We start from the raw sequence: 22,178 nt of genomic DNA, 5'->3' as shown, positions 1-22,178 counted from the left end.
GGTCCTGACTACTTCTTCCGCTTGCGCCGGCCGCCCGTGGCCGCTCCCTTCCGGCGGGCCCGGGGCGGGGCCGTCGTGGCCCGGGCGGGGTTCACCGGCGCGGCGGCTTCGGGTTCGGGTTCGGGCTCCGGTGTCACGGCCGCGGGCTCCGGTGTCACGGCCGCGGACCCGGGTGCCGGTTCGGGCCCGGGCTCCCCCGGCCGGTCCGGCGCCGCCCCCGGCTCGGGCTCCGGGGCGAGCGCGCGCTCGACGTCCTCGGCGAACACCGGCTCCGGTTCCGGGGCGCGCGCGGCGACGACGACCTGGGCGCGGCGCAGCACCTCCTCCCCCCAGAAGAACCCGGTGACCACCGTCTGCACGACCGTCTCCGGCGCCACCCCGAACCGCGGTTCGGTGCCGACGATCTCGGTCAGCGCCGGGTCCGCCGCCAGGCCCTCCAGTCGCATCGGGCGCACCCCCGCCTTGGCGAGCCGTCCGAGCAGCCGTCGGCGGGTGGCCTCGATTCCGGCGCCGCGCCCGAGCAGCACCAGTTCACGGTCCAGGCCGAGCGCGGCGAGGGCGTCGTCCACCTCGACCAGGATGCCCAGCAGGTCCCGCTGGGTGGCCCGGGCGGTCTGCGCCTCATCGGCCCGCAGGCGCTGCAACAGGGAGGCCCGGTAGAGCAGTTGGCTGAACGCCTGGTCGAGGTCGACCTCCAGGGCGCGCTGCGGGATCTCCAGCGGCTGGTGGCCCTCGTAGGAGGGGGCGGGCGGTGCGTCGGTCATTCCGGTACCTCGATCTGCGGCAGCACGGACAGGTCGGCGGCGTAGCGGGCGGGGATGGGCGGTTCGGGATCGGCGCCGCCGGGGGCGGGTTCGGCGAAGTCGGCCGCCGACTCGGCCCGGTGCAGCGCCAGCAGGGAGGCGGCGGGCGGCAGCGGCGGGCGTTCGATGACCAGCAGCGGTTCGGCGAGAGCGGGCGCCAGCAGGTCGGCCGCCTGGTCGACGGGCTCCGGCGGCAGCGGGCGCTGGAGGTCCGACTCCAGCCGCCGGTCCGGGTTTCGCAGCAGTGCGGCGGCGTCCTGGATCTGCTGGCGGGTGTACCGGCCCGCCCGCATCGCCGGGCCGACGGCGAGGTTGATCTCGCGCACGCCGGCCGTGAGCGCAACGCCCAGGACCTCGTACGGCGACGGTTCGTGCAGTGGCATGGCGGGCGGCTTCTCTCCTCACGGCTGACGGTGGCTCAGGGATGGCGCAGGACCTACGACGACGGTGGCCGCTCTGCGGTTGCGGTCAGCGCAGCGCGCCGATCCTGCGCTGCAGGGCGCGCAGGTCGCGGTCGTCCGGGTTGTGCTCGACGGCCTGGCGGATCAGCTGGCGGGCCTCCCTGAACTGGCGCAGGTTGGCCCGGTTGACGGCGTAGGAGCTGTAGACGACGCTCAGTTCGATGTGCAGCTTGGTGACGTCCTCCGGCGTGCGGGCCAGGTTGAGCGCCTCCTCCAGCAGCCGGGTCGCCTCGGGGTAGCGGTGGGCCTCGTAGTGGCTGATGGCCTCGCCGCGCCAGACGCTGACCATCAGGCGGCGGATGTCGGGCGAGTCGTCGTAGGCCCTGGCCTTCTGCAGCATGGCGGCCTGGGTCGTGAACGGGCGGTCCTGCAGGTTGTCCAGCATGTGGTTGGCCAGCATCACGGCGACCCGGCGCGGGGCCTCCTGCTCGACGTCGCCGTCCCACTCCGGGTCGGCCCGCAGGGCGTCCGCCATCCGGCCGACGGCGAGGGCGCGGTGGTCGGCGAAGGCGGCGGAGCGGGCGAGGTGGCGGAGCACGAAGGCGAGGCCGTGCCGGTGGTCCGGGTCCGGGTTGAGCGTGATCAGCTCCCGCCATGCCTCGGCGGCCTCTTCCAGCTCCGCGTCGGTGGCGTCGGGGCGGCTGAGCTGGCTGGCCCGGTTGCCGAGGGCGGCCTCCAGGAAGTGCCGGGCGGTCGGCTCGCCGGGGGCGAGTTCGAGGCTCTTGCGCAGCAGGACCAGGGCGCGGGGGTAGTCCTTGTCCTCGTTGTTGATCTTGCGGGCCCACTGGGCGTAGGTGGCGCCGAGGTCGCCGCGCACCTCGGGGTGGTCGGGGGCCAGCGCGAGGGCCTTCTCCAGGAGTTCGGTGGCGCCCGCCTGGTCGTCGTCGCTGCTCTTGAGCAGGGCGCGGGCGGCTCGTACGCCGGATTCGGCGGCGATCGCGGGCGTGTCGGCGGGCAGTACGGTGCCGGGCACGGTGCGGGCCCGGGTGAGGCAGTCCAGGGCCTCGCGCCAGTCCTGGTTGCGGTGGTGCTCGCGGGCCTGGCTGACCAGGCTCTCGCCGAGCAGGCCCTGCCAGCCGGCGCCGCGTTCGGCCTCGGGCACCGCGTCCAGGGCGCCGACGGCGGCGGCCTGGCGGCCCTGGAGGAGCAGGTAGCGCTGCGGGCCGAGGTCGCCGAACAGGCCGAGGGCCCGGGTCAGCGGGTGCCCGTCGGGGCTCTCCGGCCACCGCCAGGCCCGCACCGCCTCGTCGAACCCGGCGGCCCAGACGGCGAGTTCGGGCTCCTGGCGGAGCAGCCGGTCGAGGGCGGGGCCGAGCGCCAGGCGTCGGGCCGGGCGGCCGGGCAGGGTGATCCGGACGTCCTCCTGGGCGAAGGCGTCCGCGCTGTGCGCCTCCATGCCGAGGAGCAGCGTCCAGGCGGTGACCTCGTCGCCGCTGCGGCCGGCGGCCCGGTCCAGCGCGCGCAGGTCCTCGCGGAGGCGGTCGGTGAGCGCGCTGCGGGCGGCGGACATCCGCGGCGGTTCGACCGGGCGGCCGGTGATCCGGGCGGACTCCGCCCACAGGTCGGGCTGGTGCAGGGCGGCGACCAGGCAGCCGAGCGTCCAGGCCCAGATCCGCTCGTCGGGCGCCGCCTCCTCCTGGGTGGAGACGGCCAGCCGGTAGCCGGCCAGGCCGAGGGCGTGCAGCAGCCGGGGGTGCGCCGGGTCCGTGAGCAGCAACGCGTGGTAGCCGTTCCAGGCTTCGCGGTGGCGGCCCTCGACGGCGTGCTGGTGGGCCTCGTGCTCGGCGAGCAGGACGAGCGCGGCGGCGGCCTGCGGGTGGCCCGGGGCGAGGGTGAGCACCCGGCGCAGGTCGCCGGCCGCGCGGCCGGGCTCCCCGGCGTCCAGGGCGGCGCCGGCCCGGCGGAGCAGGACGGCGCTGCGCGCGGCGCCGTGGTCCTCCGGCAGGTCGGCCAGGGCCTCGTCCAGCCGGCCGAGTTCGGCGCGCAGCAGGGCAAGGTCCAGCCGTACGGGCGCGGCGGCGGGGCTGTCGCCGAGCGCCTGCGCCCAGGCGGAGAGGACGGGCTCGGCCTGTTCGGGCACCCCGGCCCGGCGGGCGCAGTCCAGGACGGCGCGCAGTGCGGGCGCGGCGCAGCGCACGCAGCGCGGCGAGGCGGCGTCGGCGGGGCGGTGCAGGTGGGCGGCGCAGGCCTCCCGGCCGCAGCCGGCGCAGGCGTCGGTGGCGGGGCCCGCGCAGACCCCGCACTCGGCGGTCTCGGGAAGCGGCTGCGGCGGCTCGGGGGCGGTACCGGCGGTCAGGAAGTGGCGGTACCAGTCCAGCGCGGTGGCCCAGTTGCCGGCCCGTTCGGCGAGCAGCGCCCGCAGCCGGGCCAGGGCGGGGTCGCCGGCCGGGTCGGGGGCGAGCGGGGCGAGCAGGGCGATGGTCTGGACCGGACGGCCGGTCAGCAGGGCGACGGCGGCCAGGTGGTAGCGGTCGCGCGGCCCGGTGGCGGGGTCGAGCAGGGTCGCCGGCGGTTCCGTCGAGCCCTCGGCCAGAGCGAGCGCGGCGCGCAGCCGGGCCTGCCGGTGGGTGACGGCGCCGGGCAGGGCGTCGGCGAGGGCGAGGGCGGCGGCGGCCCGCTCGCGCGGTTCGAGGTGGTCGCGGCCGGTGACCAGCAGGTGCGCGGCCTCGCGCAGGGCGGCCTCGCGCAGCGCGGCCCGGTAGCCGGGGGCGGCCGGGTGGTCGGCGGCGGCCTGCTGCCAGAGCTCCCGGGCGGCCACCGGGTCGGCGGCCAGCCGGGTGCGGGCGAGCCGGTCGCGGGCCAGGGCGAGCCGCTCGCGCAGCTCCTCGTCGCGCAGCGGCTCCCAGCGGGCCAGGGCGCCGGCCGGGTCGTCGGTACGGGCCAGGGCGAGACCGTGGTGGAAGGCGGCGATCCGGGCCCAGCGGGAGTCCGGTTCGGTGTCGGCCTCGGCGCCGAGGACGGGCTCGGCCTCGGCCGCCTCGCCGGCGGCGAGCAGGGCCGCCCCGAGCCGGACCCGGGCGGGGCGCCAGTCGGGGGCCAGGCCCAGGCCGGTGCGGTAGTCGGCGGCCGCCTCGGCGGGGCGCGCGGCCCGCTCGTGCACCAGGGCGAGGCCGAACCGGGCCGGGGCGAAGGAGGGTTGGACGGTCAGGGCGGCGGTGAACTGCTCCCGGGCCTGGTCGTCGGCCCCGAGCAGCAGGGCGAGCCGGCCGAGGGCGTAGCGGGGGCGGGGGTCGCCGGGGGTCTCGGTGGCGGCGGCCGCGAGGTCGGCCCACGCGGCGTCGGTGGCGCCGAGCCGCTGCCGGGCCAGGCCGCGGAAGAGCAGGCTGTCGGTGCGCAGCGCCGGGCCGCGCACCCACGGGGAGGGCTCGCCGGGGCCGCGCCGCAGCGCCTCGTCGAAGGCGGCGACGGCGGGTTCGTCCCGGTGCAGGGTGAACAGCTGGGCGCCCCAGCGGAACCAGAGTTCGCCGCTGCCGCCGGGCGCGGCCGCGGCGAGCAGGGCCTCGGCCTCGGCGGCGCGGTCGGTGCCGCGCAGCAGGGCGGAGCGGGCCAGCACCGGCCAGTCCCGGCCGGGCAGCGCGGCCAGGGTCCGGGTGGTGGCGCTCTCGCGCTGCTCGGGGGTGCCCTCGCGGCAGAGCCGCTGCAGCCAGTCCACGGCGCGGGCTGCCGCCGCGGCCTCCTCGCCGGGTTCGGCGCCGTCGGCGACGGCCTGGAGGAAGGCGAGCAGCGGCCCGAGGTCGCCGTCCGGGGCGGATATCCGCTCCTCGGCGAGGTGGCGCAGGCTCCACCGGGGTACCTGCCGGGCCGGGTCCGCGAGCAGCGGGAAGGCCTCGCGGTGCAGGGCGAGGGTGGACGGCCGGTCGCCGGTGGGGATGGTGGCCTCGGCCTGGCCGAGCAGGGCGAGACCGCGCTGTGGGCCCAGCTCCGCGGGGCCGGCGGCGAGTCGGCGGGCGAGGCGCTCGTACCGGCGCCGGGCCTGCGGGGCCTTGCCGGCGGCGAGCCGTTCGGCCGCCGCGGCCAGCGCCTTGGCCACCGCCTCGGCGTCCAGGGCCTGTCGGCGGCGGACCAGTACGACGGCTGCCGCACCGGCCAGTGCCACCACGATCAGCAGCACCGCGAGCTGCGCCATGCACCGTCCCCCTGCGCGTCGAGTTCGCCCCCGTCATGATCAACAAGCTTCGGACGATCATGAGTTGACGTCGTGTCGTGATGTTGCTCGGGCGCCCATCAGAATAGGCCCTCCACCGGTCAGACGAACAGAAAGGAGCACTATCCTGGGCAGCGCACGGGAAACAGCACGCAGGACGCACGACGTACGAGGCCACTCGCACGAAGCAGCACGTACCAAGCAGCACAGCAGCGCGTCAGGACCGGCCCAGCGTCGGTGACAAGCCAACAGGGGTCAGTCGGGGGTTGTGTGTCCGAGTCGCGTTGGGTGCCCGGGCTCCGGTTCGGACCGGAGTTCGACCCCGAGCAGTACGAACTCCTGGAATTCCACCACCGGGGCGGCGAGGCCGAGGTGTGGCGAGCGGTGCGGACCGGCCACAGCGGGCTCAAGGAGCTGGTCGCCGCGAAGATCATGCTGGAGCGAGACCCCTCCGAAGTGCGTCGCTGGCTCGGGCGTTGGGACGACGTCTCGCACAATGCCCACCGCCTGGGCGTGACCGACCTGGTGGTGCCCAGCTTCCTGCTCGGCCCCTCCCCGCACCGGCCCGGCGCCGCGCCCTCCGGCGGGCTGCTCGGCTACCAGATCTCCCCCTGGGTCGAGGGCGTGCCGCTGCACACCTGGGGCCGCACCCAGCGTGGCGGGCCGGCGGCGGTGGCCGAGGTGCTGGCCCGGCTCTGCCGGATCGTCGACGAGCTGCACCGCAAGCGCTGGGTGCACCGGGACATCTCCCCCGCCAACGTCCTGGTGGACGCGCAGGGCCAGGTCAAGCTGATCGACCTGACCTTCCTGGCCCCGCTCGACCACACCCTCACCGTCGCGGTGTTCACCCCCGGGCACGTCCCGCCGGAGGCCGAGCAGGTCGGCGGCTTCCCGACCACCGCCAAGGACCTGTTCGCGGTCGGAACCCTCGCCCGCGCCCTGCTGCTGCCCGACCACGGCCGGCTCGACCACCGGCTGGCCGCCGAGCAGGCCCGCGCCGAACTGCTCGCCGCCGGCTACGGCGAGGAGCTGGCGCGCTGGGCCTGCGAGCCGCTGGCCCGCGACCCGGACCGCCGCCCTCCCCGCTCGGCCCGTGGGTCGCGCGCGGCCGCGAACTCCTGCGCTCCCACCGGCCGGTGGCGCGGACCGCGGGCCTGGCCGTGCTGCCCGACCGGGCCGGCCGGCCGCTGCTGGTCACCGGCGGCGCCGACGGCACGGCACTGGCCGGCCCCGGGCACGGCGGGCAGCGCTTGCCGGCCGGTCAGGGGCCCGGCGCGGTACGGGAGCTGGTGGCCGGCTGGGCCGGGCGCGCGGGCGAGCTGGTGGTCTGCGCCGAGGACCGCGGCGGCACGCTCTGGGTCGGCACCGCGGCCGGCTGGTGGGAGGCCGCGCGCGGGGTCAGCGGGCTCGCGGGGGCGGTCAACTCCGCCGGGGAGATGACGGTCTGGACGGCGGCCGGCGGCGCGCTGCGCTCCTACCGCTGGGCGCCCGGCCTCACCCTCACCGGCCAGGAGCTGCCCGGCTGCCCGGCCGACCGGGTGCTCGCCGCGCTGGAGGAGCGGGCCGGGTCCTGGCTGGTCCTGGTCGAGCACCGCGAGCGGGTGCTGAGCTGGCGGCCGGGCACGGCCGAGCGCCCCGTCCCGCTGGGGCCGCCCGGCGCGCTGCGCGCCGGGGCGCTGGCCCGGACCTCCGCCGGTCCACAGGCCGCCACGCTGCGGCCGGACGGCTCCGTCCAGTTGCACACCCTCGGCACGGCCGGACCGGCGCCCGAGATCGGCGACGGCGAACCCTCCCTCGGCATCGCGATGGCCGGCCACCGGGGCGGCCCGACCGTGGCGCTGGCCGGCGCGGGCGGCGTCCGGCTGCGGCTGCCGGCCGGCGGCGCCTCCCGGCGGCCGCGCTGGTGGCGGCCGACGCTGCGCCCGGCCACCCAGGTCGCACTCGCGATGGGCGAGGACTGGCGGCTGTGCCTGGCCGCGGTGGTGGAGGGCGAGTTGCAGTGCTGGCAGGAGGACGCGGCGTACCGGTGGCAGGCAGTGGGGCTGCCCGAGCAGGGCTGACGTGACGCCGAGGCCCTGGAACCGGGTTCGGTTCCAGGGCCTCGGGGTGTCGGCGCGGGCTCAGCGGATACGGCTCACGGGGTGGCGGCTCAGCGGAAGCGGCGCAGCCGCAGGCTGTTGCCGACCACGAAGACCGAGGAGAAGGCCATCGCGGCCCCCGCGATCATCGGGTTGAGCATCCCGGCCGCGGCCAGCGGCAGGGCGGCGACGTTGTAGCCGAACGCCCAGAACAGGTTGCCCTTGATGGTGGCCAGGGTGCGACGGGAGAGCCGGATCGCGTCGGCCGCCGCCAGCAGGTCGCCGCGGACCAGGGTGAGGTCGCCCGCCTCGATCGCGGCGTCGGTGCCGGTGCCCATCGCCAGGCCCAGGTCGGCCTGGGCGAGCGCGGCCGCGTCGTTGACGCCGTCGCCGACCATCGCCACGACCCTGCCCTCGGCCTGCAGCCGCTTGACGGTGTCGACCTTGTCCTGCGGCATGACCTCGGCGATCACGTGCTCCGGGGCGATGCCGACCTCGGCCGCGACGGCCTCGGCGACCGCCCGGTGGTCGCCGGTCAGCAGCACCGGGGTCAGGCCCAGGCCGCGCAGCCGGGCGATCGCCTCGGCGCTGGTCGGTTTGACCGCGTCCGCCACCTCCAGGACGGCCCGGGCCTCGCCGTCCCAGCCCACCGCGATCGCGGTGCGGCCGGCCGCCTCGGCGGTGCGCTTGGCCTCGGCCAGGCCCTGCGGCAGGTACTGCGACCAGTCGTTCAGCAGCGCCTCCCGGCCGGCGATCACCGCGTGGCCGTCCACCACGCCCTGGACGCCCAGGCCCGGCACGTTCTCGAAGCCCTCGACCGCGGGCAGTTCACCGGCCTTGGCGGCGGCGGTGGCGATCGCCCGGGCGATCGGGTGCTCGGAGGCGTGCTCCAGGGCACCCGCCAGGCGCAGCACCTCGGCCTCGGCCACGCCCTCGGCGGTGTGCACCGAGAGCAGGGTCATCCGGCCGGTGGTGACGGTGCCGGTCTTGTCCAGGACGATGGTGTCGACCTTGCGGGTGGACTCCAGCACCTCCGGGCCCTTGATCAGGACGCCCAGCTGGGCACCGCGGCCGGTGCCGACCATGAGCGCGGTCGGGGTGGCCAGGCCCAGGGCGCACGGGCAGGCGATGATCAGCACGGCCACGGCGGCGGTGAAGGCGGCGGTCCAGCCCTCGCCGGTGCCCAGCCAGTAGCCGAGGGTGGCCACCGCCAGGATGATCACGATCGGGACGAAGACGGCGGATATCCGGTCCGCGAGGCGCTGCGCGGCGGCCTTGCCGTTCTGCGCGTCCTCGACCAGCCGGGCCATCCGGGACAGCTGGGTGTCCGCGCCGACCTTGGTCGCCTCGACGACCAGGCGGCCGCCCGCGTTGACGGTGGCACCGGTGACGCCGTCGCCGACGGAGACCTCCACCGGCACCGACTCCCCGGTGAGCATCGACGCGTCCACCGCCGAGGCGCCCTCGACCACCAGACCGTCGGTGGCGATCTTCTCGCCCGGCCGCACCACGAACCGGTCGCCCACGGCCAGATCCCCGATCGGGATCCGGACCTCGCGGCCCCGCCGGAGGACGGACACGTCCTTGGCGCCCAGCTCCAGCAGGGCCTTGAGCGCGGCCCCCGCGGTCCGCTTGGAGCGGGCCTCGAAGTAGCGGCCGGCCAGGATGAAGGCGGTGACGCCGGCCGCCGCCTCCAGGTAGATGTTCGACGAGCCGTCGCTGCGGGCGATGGTCAGCTCGAAGCCGTGCCGCATGCCCGGCATCCCGGCGTCGCCGAGGAACAGGGCCCACACGGACCAGAGGAACGCGGCGCCGGTGCCGAGCGAGACCAGGGTGTCCATGGTGGCGGCGCCGTGCCGGGCGTTGGTGAACGCGGCCTTGTGGAACGGCCAGGCGGCGTACGTGACCACGGGCGCCGCCAGCACCAGGGACAGCCACTGCCAGTTGTCGAACTGCAGGGCCGGCACCATCGCCATCGCGATCACCGGCACCGCGAGGGCGACCGCCGTGAACAGCCGCTGGCGCAGCGGGACCAGTTCGTCGGGCGGCTCGCCCTGCCCGGCCGGGGCGTCGGCGACCGGTGGTTTCGGCAGCGCGGCGGTGTAGCCGGTGGCCTCGACGGTGGCGATCAGGTCGGCGACGTCGACGCCCTCCTCGAAGGCGACCTTGGCCTTCTCGGTGGCGTAGTTGACGCTCGCCGAGACGCCGTCCATCCGGTTCAGCTTCTTCTCGATCCGGGCCGCGCACGAGGCGCAGGTCATGCCGCCGATCGAGAGTTCCACCTCGGTGGAGGCGGGTGCCTGGGTGGTCATCGTTGCTCCTCGTGACAGTCGTCGTGCAGGGCGTGCGGAGGGTGTCCGCGGGTCCACGCCGTCGTGCTCGGCGCCATACCCGGGAGGGGTATCCTGCGGCGCTGAGTTCATTTATACCCCCTAGGGGTATCTAGGGCAAGCGCCGATGACCACCCGGGCCCTGCGGCCACCCGGCGCCGGGCGATCCCCGACGGGTCGCCCGGCACCGCGTCAGTGGTGGCCGTTCCCGTGTCCGTCCGCGGCGGCGGCGGCAGCGTCAGGCGAACCGCCCATCATCCGGAGCATGTCGCGGCCGCCGGTGCGGAGGAAGCGGGCGAGGAGGGCCACGGCGACCAGGAGGAAGGCGAGGTTCAGCCAGGTGGTGTAGTTCCACTCGATGCCCGACATCGGGATCTCGGCATCGCGCTGGTCGGGGATCAGCCCGAGGCCGCCGAAGAGGAACTCGACGACGTAGCCGGCCACCACCATGGCCGCGTAGAAGGTGCCGAGCAGGAAGAGGGCCGTGCGGCGGCCGTAGTACTTCCGGTAGATGTTCAGGATCGGCAGGATCAGCAGGTCCGCGAAGATGAACGCGACGACCCCGCCGAAGCTGATCCCGCCCTTCCACAGCACCACGGCGAGCGGCACGTTGCCGATCGAGCAGACGAAGGACGCGATCGCCACCAGCGGGCCGATCAGCGGGCCCCACAGCTTGCCGGCCAGCGGGTGGTCGGCGAAGAAGAAGGCCTGCCAGAAGGAGTCCGGCACCCAGGCGGCGATGGCACCGGCGATGAGCAGCCCGAGGACGAGGTCCTTGAGGATGGCCGCCCACTCCATCACGAACACGTGCGAGACGGACGTGACGCCCTGCCGGGACAGCAGCCGGCGGGCGAAGGAGCCCTCCCCGGCGACGGACATGTCCATCGCCGCGTGGCCCTCCATCGAGCCGGCCCGGCCGCGGCCGGCCTGTTCGCGGGCCTCGCGGAGCAGTCCGTCGCGCAGCAGGAGCCGGAAGAGCAGGGCGAGGACGAGGATCATCACCGGACCGCCGATGAACTCGGCCGCGGTGAACTGCCAGCCCAGCAACAGGGCCAGGATGACGCCGAGTTCGACGACCAGGTTGGTCGAGGCGATCTCGAAGGCCATCGCGGCGGTGAAGTTCGCGCCCTTGCGGAACAGCGAGCGGGCGAGGGCGACGGCCGCGTACGAGCAGGAGGAGGAGGCCGCACCGAGCAGGGAGGCCACGGCGAGGGTGCGGGGGCGGTCGTCGCCGAGCAGCCGGACGACGGTGGACTTGCGGACGACGGCCTGGACGACGGCGGAGAGCAGGAAGCCGAGGATCAGCGCCCAGGTGATCTCCCAGGTCATCGATCCGGCGATGGACAGCGCGTGCAGGATCGCGTGCATGGTGGGTCCGCCTTCCCTGGTGCCACGGGTTCGCCAGCGCCGAGGACCATATACCCATACGGGGTATGAACCTACCGCGCCCCGCCGGGCCGGACGCTCCCCCGTCAGGCCGGCCCCTCGTCAGGCCCGGCCGCCGATCAGCGGCCGGGCCGCCGCCGTCGCGACGGCCTGCGACGCGGGGACGGCCGACGGGGACGGGCGCGGGACGGGTCGCGGCCCGGAGCGGTCCAGCCCGAGGTTGCGGTGGATCTCCAGGGCGGCGGTGGAGCGGTTCAGCGTGATGAAGTGCAGGCCGGGCGCGCCCTCCTGGAGCAGACGTTCGGCCATCCGGGTGGCGTGGTCCACGCCGATGCGGTGGGCCGCCGCCCGGTCCCCGCGGGCCGCCTCCAGCCGTGCCGCCAGGCCCGCCGGGAAGGAGGCGGCACTGAGTTCGGCGAAGCGGGCGATCTGGCGGACGTCGGTGGCCGGCATGATCTCCGGGATGACCGGGGTGTCGCAGCCGGCCTCGGCGAGCCGCTCGCGCAGCCGCAGGTAGTGCTCGACCTCGAAGAACATCTGGGTGACGGCGTAGTCGGCGCCGGCCCGGCACTTGGCGACGAAGTGCCGGATGTCGTCCGCCCAGTCCGCCGAGCGCGGGTGGCGCTCCGGGAAAGCCGCCACCCCGACCGTGAACGCGCCGCAGTCCTTGACCAGTTCGACCAGTTCGGCGGCGTGCCGCAGGCCTCGGGGATGCGGCTCCCAGGCGCCGTTCGGGTTGCCGGGCGGGTCGCCGCGCAGGGCGAGGACGTCACGGATCCCGACGTCCGCATAGCGCCGCAGGACGGCCTGGAGCTCGGCGGTGGAGTGGCCGACGGCGGTGAGGTGGGCCACCGGCCGCAGGGTGGTCTGGGCGGCGATCCGCTCGGTGGTCTCGATGGTGCGGTCGCGCGAGGAGCCGCCCGCGCCGTAGGTGACGGAGACGAAGGTCGGCGCGACCGCCTCCACCCGCCGGATCGCGGCCCACAGTGCGCGCTCGCCGGCGTCGTCCTTGGCGGGGAAGAACTCGAAGGAGTACGTCCGTTCGCCGGCCGCCAGGATCTCGCGCAGGCCGCGCGGGCCACGTGCTCCGGGGCGGGTGGTGTGGTCCATGGGGTGTCACCTCGGGTGGTGGGGTCGGTCGCCGGTCAGGGCCGGCCGCCCGGGACGCGGGCGGCCGCGTCCACCCTGCCCGGCAGGGCGCAACGAGAGCGCCACAAGGGCCGGTTGACGATCGGTCAAGGCCGTCCGGGGGTGTTCGGATTCGAACTCCAGATTACCCTAGGGGGGTATGGTATGTTCTCCGGCGAAGCAGCCGACCGCACCTGCGGCCGGCGCCGGGCACTGACGACAGGAGCACACCCATGACCGAGACCGCCGTCACCGTCGAGTCCGCCGCCACCGAGACCGCCACCTCCTGCTGCGGCTCGTGCGGCCCCGGCGCCACCGCGGCCCCCGACGCCGGGACCGCCGGACGGGCCGCCTTCCAGGTGAAGGGCATGACCTGCGGCCACTGCGTCACCTCGGTGACCGCCGAGCTGAAGAAGATCGACGGCGTCACCGACGTCGCCGTGGACCTCGCCACCGGCACGGTCACCGTCGACAGCACCCTGCCGCTCGCCGACAGCGCCGTCGCCGCCGCCATCGACGAGGCCGGCTACGACCTGGTCGGCCGCCTCGACGGCTGACCGGCCACCCGGCCACCCGCCTGCCCCCATCGGCCCGGACGGCTCCGCCCGTCCGGGCCGAAAGCCCGTCCGGCGCACCCCGGTAGAGTGGGGAACCCCCGCCCGGAGGCGCCGCGCCCCGGGCCTCCCCGGACCGCGCAGGAACCGGAGTCGGCCATGGCCAGCCACAGCCCCCACAAGGACGACTTCCTCAAGCGGCTGCGCCGCATCGAGGGCCAGATCCGCGGCCTGCAGCGCATGGTCGAACAGGACACCTACTGCATCGACGTCCTCACCCAGGTCTCCGCCGCCAGCCGCGCCCTCCAGTCCTTCGCCCTCCGGCTGCTCGACGAGCACATCGAATGCTGCGTCCGCGACGCCATCGCCGAGGGCGGCCAGCAGGCCGGCACCAGGGTCAGGGAAGCCAACCAGGCCATCGCCCGCCTCGTCCGCTCCTGACCGGACGCCGAAAGTCCCTGACGGCCGGGCGGGCCCTGGGTCCCGTCCGGCACTTGGTGAGCGGCGTCCGGGGCTTTCGGCTACGGGGTGGGGGTATGCGCGCGGGGGGCGCAAGGCCAGGCCGGATGTACGGGGTGGGGGTATGCCTCGCCGTTCAGCCCGCGGACGGCGCCCTGAGCAGCGGAAGGACGATGTCGTCGAGGATCTCGTCGACGACGTGGTCGGGCGGGACGCCCCCGCCGAGCAGGAAGGACTCGCGCAGCAGGTCGAGCGGGAGGGAGCAGGTGCGCGGGGTCAGCCGCGCGGGGTTGATCTCGCCCCGGTCGGCGGCCCGGCGCAGCATCGTCGTCAGGCCGTCCACCGGGCCCCGCAGGGCCAGTCCGCGGAAGTGCTCGAGCAGTTCGGGGTCTCGCATCAGGTCGATCAGGAGGCCGTGCACGGCGTCCGGCGGCAGATCGTCGAAGCGGTGCAGCAGGCTGCGCAGGAAGAGCGCCAGGTCGGCCCGCAACTCGCCGGTGTCGGGCGGCTCCCGGTAGTCGGGGGCGTTGCGGTCGAGGGCGGCGATCACCAGTGCGGCGCGGTTGGACCAGCGGCGGTAGAGCACCGGCTTGCTGGTCCGGGCGCGGGCGGCGACGCCGTCCATGGTGAGTCGGTCGTAGCCGTGTTCGGCGAGTTCGGCCCAGACGGCGTCGAGGATCGCCCGCTCCAGTTCGTCACCGCGCCGACGCGAGGCCTTGGCGCCCGCCGGTCCGTCTTCCGCCGCTCTGCCGGTCATCACGAGTGCCGCACCAGATTCTCGTAGATACGTTGCGTTTCTTATTAGGGCGAGTCTACAGTCGAGACCAAGAAACGCGACGTATCTTATTTCGGGAGGGGACCCCTCATGAGCACTGCCCGTACGACCGACGTCCTCGTGGTCGGCGCCGGCCCGGTCGGTCTGACGCTCGCCCTCGGGCTGGCCCGCGCGGGGGTCGACTGCCGGATCATCGAACGGGATCCGCAGTTCCGCGACCGCGGCGTCCGCGGCAAGGGCGTCAACCCCCGGACGCTGGAGGTGTTCGACGACCTCGGCGTGGTCGACGAGATCCTCGCCCGCGGCGACGTCAACCTCAGGGTCCGCAGCTACGAGGGCGCCCGGCTCGTCCAGGAGGTCGACCCGGGTCCCGCCAACGCCCCGACCACCGACCGCCCGTACGCCGGCATGCTGCTGCTCGCCCAGCACCAGACGGAGGCCGTGCTGCGCGACCGGCTCGCCGACCACGGCGTCACGGTCGAGCCGGCCACCGAACTCCTCGACTACACCCAGGACGCGGACGGCGTCCTCACCACCGTCCGGCGCGGGGAGCCCACCGAGGCCGGCCCGGGCGGGACCGTCCGCGGCGGGGAGCGCACCGAACGGATCGGCGCCCGCTACCTGGTCGGCTGCGACGGCGGCCGCAGCACCGTCCGCAAGCGCGCCGGCATCCCGTTCCTCGGCGAGACCTGGGAGGAGGAGCGGTTCCTGATGGCCACGATGCGCATCGACGGGGTCGACCCGGACTGCATGCACGTCTGGAACCACCCACAACTCGGCGTCGGCGCCCTGGTGTTGGTCCCGCTGCGCCAGGACGGGACCTGGGCCGTCCACGCCGCCGTCAGCCCGGACGAGCACGGCCGGCTACCCGCCCCCACCCTGGACACCTTCCAGCGGCTGTTCGCCGAACGGGCCGGCCTGCCCGGCGTCCGGCTGCACGCGCCGACCTGGTCCACCGTCTGGCGGCCGACCGTCCGCCTGGTCGAGCGCTACCGCGACGGCCGCGTCCTCCTCGCCGGGGACTCCGCCCACTGCCAGTCCGCGGCCGGCGGCCAGGGCATGAACACCGGCATCCAGGACGCGCACAACCTGGGCTGGAAACTGGCGGCCGTGCTGCAGGGCGCCCCCGAGCGACTCCTCGACAGCTACCAGGCCGAGCGGCTGCCGGTCGCCCGCGCCTCCCTCGCCGCCTCCTCCACCCAGCACCGGGCGCTGTTCAGCAGCGGCAGTGGGGGCCAGGCCCTGGCCGACCAGTTCCGCAGCCTGACCGACTCGGCCGGCGGCGACCTCACCGGACTGTCCGTCCACTACCGGGGCGGGCCGCTCGGCCGCGACCTCGACGACGCCACCGGCATCCGCGCCGGGGACCGCGCCCCGGACGCCCCCTGCCGCACCGCCGACGGCACCCCCACCCGCCTGTTCGACCTCCTCCGCGGCCCGCACGCCACCCTGCTGACCTTCGGCGAGCACCCCGCCCTGGCATCCCTGCCCGAACTCCCGGGCGTGCGCCGGGCCGACGTCCTCGACCCCGACGGCCACGCCCACCGCGCCTACGGGATCAGCGGGGACGCCCTCGTACTGGTCCGCCCGGACGGCCACGTCTGGCTCACCGCGGGCACGGCCGACCCGGCCGCACTCACCGCCCACCTGCGCACGTACGGGGTCGGCTCCGACGCGGCGGCCCTGTCCTGCCCGTCCTGAGGAAGTCCGTCCGCGAGCGGCGGCTGACCCGCCACGCTGCCAGGTCGTCCGAGAACGCCGGCTCTCGGTGGTCTCGGACGACCTGCCCCCTCTCCCCGGGTCCGGCTCCGGCGCCTACTTGGTGATCTTGGTGACCTGGCCGGCGCCGACCGTGCGGCCGCCCTCGCGGATGGTGAAGCGCAGGCCCTCCTCCATCGCGATCGGCTGGATGAGGGTGACGCTCATCTCCGCGTTGTCGCCGGGCATGACCATCTCCAGGCCCTCCTTGAGAGTCACCACGCCGGTCACGTCCGTGGTGCGGAAGTAGAACTGCGGCCGGTAGTTGTTGAAGAAGGGAGTGTGCCGCCCGCCCTCGTCCTTGGAGAGGATGTAGGCGGTGGCCTCGAACTCCGTGTGCGGGGTGACCGAACCCGGCTTGATGATGCACTGGCCGCGCTCGACGTCCTCGCGCTTGATGCCGCGCAGCAGCAGTCCGACGTTCTCGTCGGCCTGGCCCTCGTCCGGGTGCTGGTCGTCGACTGGCTCACCGAGGAGACCCGCACGCGCGAGGAGTTGCGCGACGTCTGCATCGGCGCCGTCCTGGGCGCCCTCCGGCCGCTCCTGCCCGCCGATCCGGCGCCCGACCGGCTCGGATGAGCCCCTCCCGGGAACGGTGAAATCGCTACCATCGGAAGCCATGGGAAAAGCACCAGAAGCGTCCAATTCCCCATGGAAATACGATAGTTGGATTCTCACTCCACGCCGGACCGCCGACCCCGAAGGGCCTCATGTCCACCGCCGCACCCGCCCTCCCCCCGTTGCACCGACTGCCCGTCACCCCCGTCCAGGCGCCGCACCCCACCACCCTCCCCGACGGCACCCCCGCGTGGCTGGTCACCCGCTACCACGACGTCCGGCAGACCCTCACCGACCCCCGTTTCACCCGCGGCGACCTGCACACCGTCGGCACCCCCGGCGGCGGCGCCGACGTGGCCAGCAACCCGGCGTCGATGTTCAACCAGGACGGCCCCGCCCACCGCCGACTGCGCAGCACCGTCCAGCGGGCCTTCACCGCCCGCGCCATCGCCGGCTGGCAACCCTGGGTCGCGGAGAGCGTCCAGCAGGCCGTCGACGCCCTCGCGGCCGACGGCGCCCCCGCCGACCTCGTCGCCGGGTTCACCCAGCCGGTGCCCTTCGCGGTCACCAGCCGCCTGATGGGGCTCGACGGGGACGGCCCGGACCGCCTCGACGAACGACGGCTCCGCCGCTGGACCCGCGCCGTCCTCGCCGACGGCACCCCGGACGGCGGCGACCCGGCCGCTCCCGGCCCGGGCGACGACCTGTCGGACGACCCCGTCGACGCCCTCGCCGAATACGCCGCCTACACCGCCGAACTGATCGCCCGCCGCCGCCGCGCCCCCGGCGAGGACCTGGTCAGCCGCCTCGTCCAGGCCGCCGACCAGGACGGCGGCGTTCCCGAGGAATCACTCGTCCACCTGGTCTGCGGACTCACCGCGAGCGGCAACGAGAGCGTCACCGGCGCCCTCGGCAACGCCCTCGTCTACCTGCTCGGCGAACGCCCCGACCACTGGCCCCGCCTCGCCGACCCCGACACCACCGAACGCGTCACCGAACGCCTCCTCCACTTCATCCCGCTCGGCGACGACGAGGCCACCACCCGCCGTGCCACCCACCCGGTCGACCTCGGCGGTGTCCGCATCCCCGCCGGCGCCGTCCTCGCCATCAGCCTCGGCAGCGCCAACCGCGACCCCGCGGTCTTCCCCGACGGCCTCGACACCGACCTCGACCACCCGCTGCCCGCCCCGACCCTCGCCTTCAGCGCCGGCCCGCACTACTGCCTCGGCGCCTGGCGGATGCGCCTCGAAATGCGCGAATCCCTCCACCGCCTCGCCATCGCCCTCCCCCGTCTCCGCCTCACCACCCCCGTCGACCGGCTCACCTGGCAACTCGGCACCACCACCCGCAGCCCCGCCCACCTACCGGCCGCCTGGTAACCCCTGGCCACCCCCGGAAGACGCCCGCACCGGCCCTCCCGCCGCCCCGCGCCGGAAGGGCCGTAGGGCTCGTCCTCAAACCCCCACCGCCCGCCCGGAGCGCGGGCGTGGCGGCGTCGGGGAGCGCGCACCGCAAGGCGGTCTCCCGCCCGAAGGCCGAGGGCCAACGGCGACCGACGACAACGCGGCGCGGCGCGGCGCGTGCCCCAGCGTCGGCGCGCAGACGGGGGTCCACAGACGGGCCTCAGCGCGCGGTTTCGCATACGAGCCCGGATCGCGCCGCGCGGGCCGGGATGCTCGAAGACGCCCCCTTGCACCCCCGGCCCGGAACGGCCTCGATCCGGGTCAGAGCCCGAAGTGCGCCACGGCCCGTTCGGCGACCTCGTCGGGCTCCAGGTAGGTGTTGTCGATCAGCAGGTGCGCATCGGGGCTGTGGGCGAAGTCGTCGACCGAGTTGAGCCGGTACCTGGCGTCCATGCCGACCAGGTTGCCGTTGGACCACTCCAGATCGCGCTTGGAGGCCTTCTCCGCCAGCCGGGACTCGCCGGCGTTGCGCTCCAGCCGGACGGCCTGGTCGGCGGACAGCTCCAGGAACAGCACCCGCGCGCCGCGCTCGCGGAACGGGGCCACGTAGCGCTCGACCAGGGCGGCGTCCTCGGGGTCGTCGAAGTCCCAGACGAGGGTGAACACCAGGCCGGGCAGGTCACTGGCAGCGGCCTCGGCGAAGATCTGCTCGCGGAAGGCGTGGTTGAGGCGCTGGAACTGCGGCGACTCGTAGCGGAACAACCGCAGCAGCGGCTCGATGGTCAGGTGGTTGTGGAAGAGCTTGAAACCGGTGCGCTCGGCTATCGCGCCGCCCACGGTCATCTTCCCGACCGCGGCCGGGCCGATGACGAAGAGCAGGGTCGGGGTTGTGCTGTTGGACATCGCGCCAGCATAGGGGCAGGCCAGGGCATCCGAGCACGCCGAGTGCCGCGTCGACCGCACGCGGTGGCCGCCGCACCGTCGTGACCGTGTCCGACCGGGCCGGTACCGTGGCAGGCGTGTCCCAGGTGTCCCGAGTGCCCCTTCCCGACCTGGTCCGGCTCCGGCAGGCCCGTGACCGGATGGACCGCGACTACGCACAGCCACTGGACGTGCCGGCGCTGGCCCGGACCGCCCTGATGTCGCCGGGCCACTTCTCGCGCAGCTTCCGCGCGGCGTTCGGCGAGACCCCGTACGGCTACCTCATGACCCGCCGGATCGAGCGGGCGAAGGCGCTGCTGCGGCGCGGCGACCTGAGCGTGACGGACGTCTGCATGGCGGTCGGCTGTACCTCGCTGGGCTCGTTCAGCTCGCGGTTCACCCAGCTGGTCGGCGAGACCCCGAGCGCGTACCGGGCCCGGGACCACGAGCCGGACGCCGCCGTCCCGGCCTGCGTCGCCAAGGTCTACACCCGACCGATCAGGAACGGAGAAGCCGGCGGTCCCACCGGTCCGTAGCGTGATGGGCATGGACATCACGCTTGCACAGTGCTTCATCACCGTCGACGACCACGACAAGGCGCTCGCCTTCTACCGCGACGCGCTGGGTCTCGACGTGCGCAACGACGTCGGCTACGCGGGCATGCGGTGGGTGACCATCGGCTCGCCCGCGCAGCCGGACCTGGACATCGTCCTCGAATCCCCCGTCGCCGACCCGAACGCCGCCGACTCCGACCGGCAGGCGGTGACCGACCTGATGGCCAGGGGCCTGCTGCGCGGGGTGATCTTCCGCACCGACGACTGCGACGCGACCTTCGAGCGGATCCGCGCCGCGGGCGCCGAGGTCCTGCAGGAGCCGGTGGACCAGCCGTACGGCGTCCGGGACTGCGCCTTCCGCGACCCGGCGGGCAACATGGTGCGCTTCAGCCAGCCGCGGAAGCAGGGCTGACCTGGGTCTACTGCTCGTCCTCGGGCGGGGCGTCCGGGTCCGGGGGCAGGCCCACCTCCTCGCGGTCCTCCTCGGTGCGCTCTTCGAGTTCCTCCTCGTCGGGGCGGCGCGGCAGGCCGCGCCCGTGGCCGGTGTCCGGGTTCCCCTCGACGTCCTTGTTGGACTTGTGGTGCGACATGGCGCCTCCTCGTCTCCGATTCCGGCGGTACCACCCCCACTCAAACGCTCGCCCCGGAGAGCCGCAAGCCGGGGCGAGCCGCACCACGGCTCCTCGTCCCGCGCCACCCGGACGGGCCGATCGGCCGATCGGCCCGTCCGGATCGTCCGGATCGGGTCAGGGCGCGGTGACGCCCGGCTGGGCGCCGGCGCCGAAGGCCCAGCACGGCCTGGGCGGTGGCCCGTACGGCGGTGGCCTGGTTGAACCCGGTCGCGGCGTAGGCCACGGCGCCGCGCACGGCGGGGTCGGCGGAGCAGCCCTGCTGGAACTTCACCAGCCGGCCCCAGCCCTTGAGCCCGGCCCCGAGGCGCCCGGCGTCGAGCAGCGCCTCGGTGGCCAGACCGGTGCTGTTGGCGTTGGCGGCGACTCCGGACGCTGGCCGCCATGGTCGCGTCGTCCCGCTCGTGGGCCGCGCGGGGTGCCCCGGTGACCGGGGGCGGGCACGGCGCTCGGGCCGCGCCCGCCCCCGGTCTTCGTCAGGTCAGCCGGCGAGCTCGGCGCGCAGTCGCCGGGCGGCGCCGACCAGGCTCTCCAGGGAGGCCCGGGTCTCGGGCCAGCCGCGGGTCTTCAGGCCGCAGTCGGGGTTGACCCAGAGCCGCTCGGCGGGGATCGCCGCGAGCCCGGCGCGCAGCAGCTCGACGGCCTCCTCGGTGCTCGGGACGCTCGGCGAGTGGATGTCCCACACGCCCGGGCCGACCTCGCGCGGGTAGCCGGCCTCGGCCAGTTCCCCGGCGACCTCCATGTGCGAGCGGATGGCCTCCAGCGAGATGACGTCCGCGTCGAGCTCGTCGATCGCCGTCATGATCGCGCCGAACTCGACGTAGCACATGTGGGTGTGGATCTGGGTGTCCGCGCGGACCCCGGAGGTCGCCAGGCGGAAGGACTCGGTGGCCCAGTCGAGGTAGGCCGGGCGGTCGGCGGCGCGCAACGGCAGGGTCTCGCGCAGGGCCGGCCCGAACAATACGCCGCGCTTGCAATTAATCGGTGTGTGCAACTATTGTCGAGTCATTCAAAGTGCACCTGCAAGCATTCGCGAGGGTGTCCCACCACACCTCCCGCACTCCTCACGACCGGCGCCCCGCCCCCGCACGGCCGGATGCCGCCCATCCGCCCCACCAGGAGTCCGCCATGAGCACCACCCTCTTCACCCCCTACAGCCTGAGGACGCTGACCGCCCCCAACCGCATCTGGATGGCGGCGATGTGCCAGTACAGCGCCGCGCCGGACGGCGACGCGGTCGGCGTGCCGACGGACTGGCACTTCGCCCACCTCGCGGCACGCGCCACCGGCGGCACGGGGCTGATCATCACGGAGGCCACGGCCGTCAGCCCCGAAGGCCGCATCACCCCCTACGACCTCGGCATCTGGAACGACGCCCAGGTCACGGCCTTCCGGCGGATCACCGCCTTCCTGAAGGCGCAGGGCACCGTTCCGGTCATCCAGCTCGCCCACGCCGGCCGCAAGGCGTCCACCGAGCGCACCTGGGTCGACCGCGGACGCGCCCTCGCCCCGGACGAAGCCCACGGATGGACGCCGGTCGCCCCCAGCGCCATCCCCTTCACGTCGACGCGGACCAGGCCCGACGAGCTGACCGTGGATCATATCCGTGGAATCGCCGGCCAGTTCGCCGAGGCCGCCCGCCGCGCGCTCGACGCCGGCTTCCAGGCCATCGAGATCCACGGCGCCCACGGCTACCTCATCCACCAGTTCCTCTCCCCCCACAGCAACCACCGCACCGACGCGTACGGCGGCTCCTTCGAGGGCCGGATCCGCTTCGCGCTGGAGGTCGTCGACGCCGTCCGCTCGGAGTGGCCCGAGGAGCTGCCGGTCCTCTTCCGCGTCTCCGCGACGGACTGGCTCACGGAGAATCCGGAGGACGGCCGCGAGGGGTGGACGTCGGAGGACACCGTCCGGCTGGCCAAGGAACTCCAGGCCCACGGCGTGGACCTGATGGACGTCTCCACCGGAGGCCTCGTCCCCGACGCCAGGATCGAAGCCGGCCCCGACTACCAGGTGCCCTTCGCCGAGGCGGTACGCAACGGGACCGGCATGCCCGTGGCGGCCGTCGGCCAGATCACCGATCCCGTCCAGGCCCAGGACATCCTCGCCTCCGGCAGGGCCGACGCCGTCCTGCTAGGCCGCGAGCTCCTGCGCAACCCGTACTGGGCGCGCCAGGCCGCCGCCGCGCTCGGCGGCCAGGTCTCCTCCCCCGACCAGTACCACCTCGCCTAAGGCTG

Annotated in this window: 18 protein-coding genes and 2 pseudogenes; 9 read left to right on the top strand and 11 right to left on the bottom strand. The window is 74.9% G+C overall.

Annotated features, from left to right (window positions below; all coding sequences use genetic code 11):
- Positions 1-8: 8 nt before the first annotated feature.
- The 3 genes from ACIOJE_RS14240 to ACIOJE_RS14230 form a co-directional block, all read right to left on the bottom strand.
- Entirely contained in the window at positions 9-764 is a 756-nt protein-coding gene (locus tag ACIOJE_RS14240) for a nucleotide exchange factor GrpE (RefSeq protein WP_400776207.1), read from the bottom strand.
- The gene (locus ACIOJE_RS14235; protein ID WP_400672930.1) at positions 761-1,186 is read right to left on the bottom strand and encodes a hypothetical protein; all 426 of its coding nucleotides are present in this window, start codon (positions 1,184-1,186) and stop codon (positions 761-763) included. The genes ACIOJE_RS14240 and ACIOJE_RS14235 overlap by 4 nt, the downstream gene beginning before the upstream one ends.
- Positions 1,187-1,271: 85 nt before the next feature.
- A complete protein-coding gene (locus tag ACIOJE_RS14230) occupies positions 1,272-5,390 on the bottom strand; it encodes a hypothetical protein (protein ID WP_400776204.1) in 4,119 nt (1,372 codons plus the stop codon).
- A gap of 306 nt (positions 5,391-5,696) precedes the next feature.
- On the opposite strand from ACIOJE_RS14230, the gene ACIOJE_RS14225 reads away from it, so the two are divergent.
- The gene (locus ACIOJE_RS14225; protein ID WP_400776202.1) at positions 5,697-6,848 is read left to right on the top strand and encodes a protein kinase; all 1,152 of its coding nucleotides are present in this window, start codon (positions 5,697-5,699) and stop codon (positions 6,846-6,848) included.
- The gene (locus tag ACIOJE_RS14220) at positions 6,845-7,468 is read left to right on the top strand and encodes a hypothetical protein (protein ID WP_400776199.1); all 624 of its coding nucleotides are present in this window, start codon (positions 6,845-6,847) and stop codon (positions 7,466-7,468) included. The genes ACIOJE_RS14225 and ACIOJE_RS14220 overlap by 4 nt, the downstream gene beginning before the upstream one ends.
- Positions 7,469-7,557: 89 nt before the next feature.
- Here ACIOJE_RS14220 and ACIOJE_RS14215 read toward each other — a convergent pair whose 3' ends face one another.
- The 3 genes from ACIOJE_RS14215 to metF all read right to left on the bottom strand — a co-directional run bounded on the left by ACIOJE_RS14215 (position 7,558) and on the right by metF (position 12,312).
- Positions 7,558-9,798 carry a heavy metal translocating P-type ATPase gene (locus ACIOJE_RS14215; RefSeq protein ID WP_400776197.1) on the bottom strand — a complete coding sequence of 747 codons (2,241 nt, stop codon included), beginning with the start codon at positions 9,796-9,798 and terminating at the stop codon, positions 7,558-7,560.
- Between the two features lie 210 nt (positions 9,799-10,008).
- Positions 10,009-11,184, bottom strand: coding sequence for a permease (locus tag ACIOJE_RS14210; RefSeq protein WP_400776194.1), 1,176 nt, complete (start codon positions 11,182-11,184; stop codon positions 10,009-10,011).
- Between the two features lie 120 nt (positions 11,185-11,304).
- Positions 11,305-12,312 carry a methylenetetrahydrofolate reductase [NAD(P)H] gene (gene metF, locus ACIOJE_RS14205; protein WP_400776191.1) on the bottom strand — a complete coding sequence of 336 codons (1,008 nt, stop codon included), beginning with the start codon at positions 12,310-12,312 and terminating at the stop codon, positions 11,305-11,307.
- A 251-nt stretch (positions 12,313-12,563) separates the two neighbouring features.
- Here metF and ACIOJE_RS14200 point away from each other — a divergent pair, with 251 nt between their 5' ends.
- Both ACIOJE_RS14200 and ACIOJE_RS14195 read left to right on the top strand, forming a co-directional pair.
- The gene (locus ACIOJE_RS14200) at positions 12,564-12,887 is read left to right on the top strand and encodes a heavy-metal-associated domain-containing protein (protein WP_400776188.1); all 324 of its coding nucleotides are present in this window, start codon (positions 12,564-12,566) and stop codon (positions 12,885-12,887) included.
- Positions 12,888-13,043: 156 nt separating this feature from the next.
- On the top strand, positions 13,044-13,325 hold the full coding sequence (locus ACIOJE_RS14195; RefSeq protein ID WP_280680448.1) for a metal-sensitive transcriptional regulator: 282 nt from the start codon (positions 13,044-13,046) through the stop codon (positions 13,323-13,325).
- 154 nt (positions 13,326-13,479) lie between these two features.
- On the opposite strand, the gene ACIOJE_RS14190 is transcribed toward ACIOJE_RS14195, so the two are convergent.
- Entirely contained in the window at positions 13,480-14,100 is a 621-nt protein-coding gene (locus ACIOJE_RS14190; protein ID WP_400776186.1) for a TetR/AcrR family transcriptional regulator, read from the bottom strand.
- A gap of 108 nt (positions 14,101-14,208) precedes the next feature.
- On the opposite strand from ACIOJE_RS14190, the gene ACIOJE_RS14185 reads away from it, so the two are divergent.
- Complete coding sequence (locus ACIOJE_RS14185) at positions 14,209-15,819, top strand: FAD-dependent oxidoreductase (RefSeq protein ID WP_400776183.1); 1,611 nt, start codon at positions 14,209-14,211, stop codon at positions 15,817-15,819.
- 114 nt (positions 15,820-15,933) lie between these two features.
- Here the strand turns inward: ACIOJE_RS14185 and ACIOJE_RS14180 are convergent.
- Positions 15,934-16,320 (bottom strand): annotated as a pseudogene (locus ACIOJE_RS14180) (elongation factor Tu); the annotation flags it as partial.
- 266 nt (positions 16,321-16,586) lie between these two features.
- Here ACIOJE_RS14180 and ACIOJE_RS14175 point away from each other — a divergent pair.
- On the top strand, positions 16,587-17,813 hold the full coding sequence (locus tag ACIOJE_RS14175) for a cytochrome P450 (RefSeq protein WP_400776181.1): 1,227 nt from the start codon (positions 16,587-16,589) through the stop codon (positions 17,811-17,813).
- Between the two features lie 345 nt (positions 17,814-18,158).
- On the opposite strand, the gene ACIOJE_RS14170 is transcribed toward ACIOJE_RS14175, so the two are convergent.
- Complete coding sequence (locus ACIOJE_RS14170; RefSeq protein ID WP_400776180.1) at positions 18,159-18,740, bottom strand: hypothetical protein; 582 nt, start codon at positions 18,738-18,740, stop codon at positions 18,159-18,161.
- Between the two features lie 134 nt (positions 18,741-18,874).
- Here ACIOJE_RS14170 and ACIOJE_RS14165 point away from each other — a divergent pair, with 134 nt between their 5' ends.
- Together ACIOJE_RS14165 and ACIOJE_RS14160 are read left to right on the top strand one after the other, a co-directional pair.
- Positions 18,875-19,294: a helix-turn-helix transcriptional regulator gene (locus ACIOJE_RS14165; protein WP_280680443.1), complete on the top strand. Its 420-nt coding sequence runs from the start codon at positions 18,875-18,877 to the stop codon at positions 19,292-19,294.
- 10 nt (positions 19,295-19,304) lie between these two features.
- On the top strand, positions 19,305-19,724 hold the full coding sequence (locus tag ACIOJE_RS14160; RefSeq protein ID WP_280680442.1) for a VOC family protein: 420 nt from the start codon (positions 19,305-19,307) through the stop codon (positions 19,722-19,724).
- A gap of 7 nt (positions 19,725-19,731) precedes the next feature.
- On the opposite strand, the gene ACIOJE_RS14155 is transcribed toward ACIOJE_RS14160, so the two are convergent.
- Positions 19,732-19,902 carry a hypothetical protein gene (locus ACIOJE_RS14155; protein ID WP_280680441.1) on the bottom strand — a complete coding sequence of 57 codons (171 nt, stop codon included), beginning with the start codon at positions 19,900-19,902 and terminating at the stop codon, positions 19,732-19,734.
- A gap of 520 nt (positions 19,903-20,422) precedes the next feature.
- A pseudogene (locus ACIOJE_RS14150) lies at positions 20,423-20,893 on the bottom strand (5-methyltetrahydropteroyltriglutamate--homocysteine S-methyltransferase); the annotation flags it as partial.
- Between the two features lie 176 nt (positions 20,894-21,069).
- On the opposite strand from ACIOJE_RS14150, the gene ACIOJE_RS14145 reads away from it, so the two are divergent.
- Positions 21,070-22,173 carry an NADH:flavin oxidoreductase/NADH oxidase gene (locus tag ACIOJE_RS14145; protein ID WP_400776177.1) on the top strand — a complete coding sequence of 368 codons (1,104 nt, stop codon included), beginning with the start codon at positions 21,070-21,072 and terminating at the stop codon, positions 22,171-22,173.
- The last annotated feature ends 5 nt before the right edge of the window (positions 22,174-22,178 follow it).

This window comes from Kitasatospora sp. NPDC087861, assembly GCF_044742585.1.
Lineage (GTDB): Bacteria > Actinomycetota > Actinomycetes > Streptomycetales > Streptomycetaceae > Kitasatospora.
This window is presented reverse-complemented; position numbering and strand designations above follow the sequence as displayed.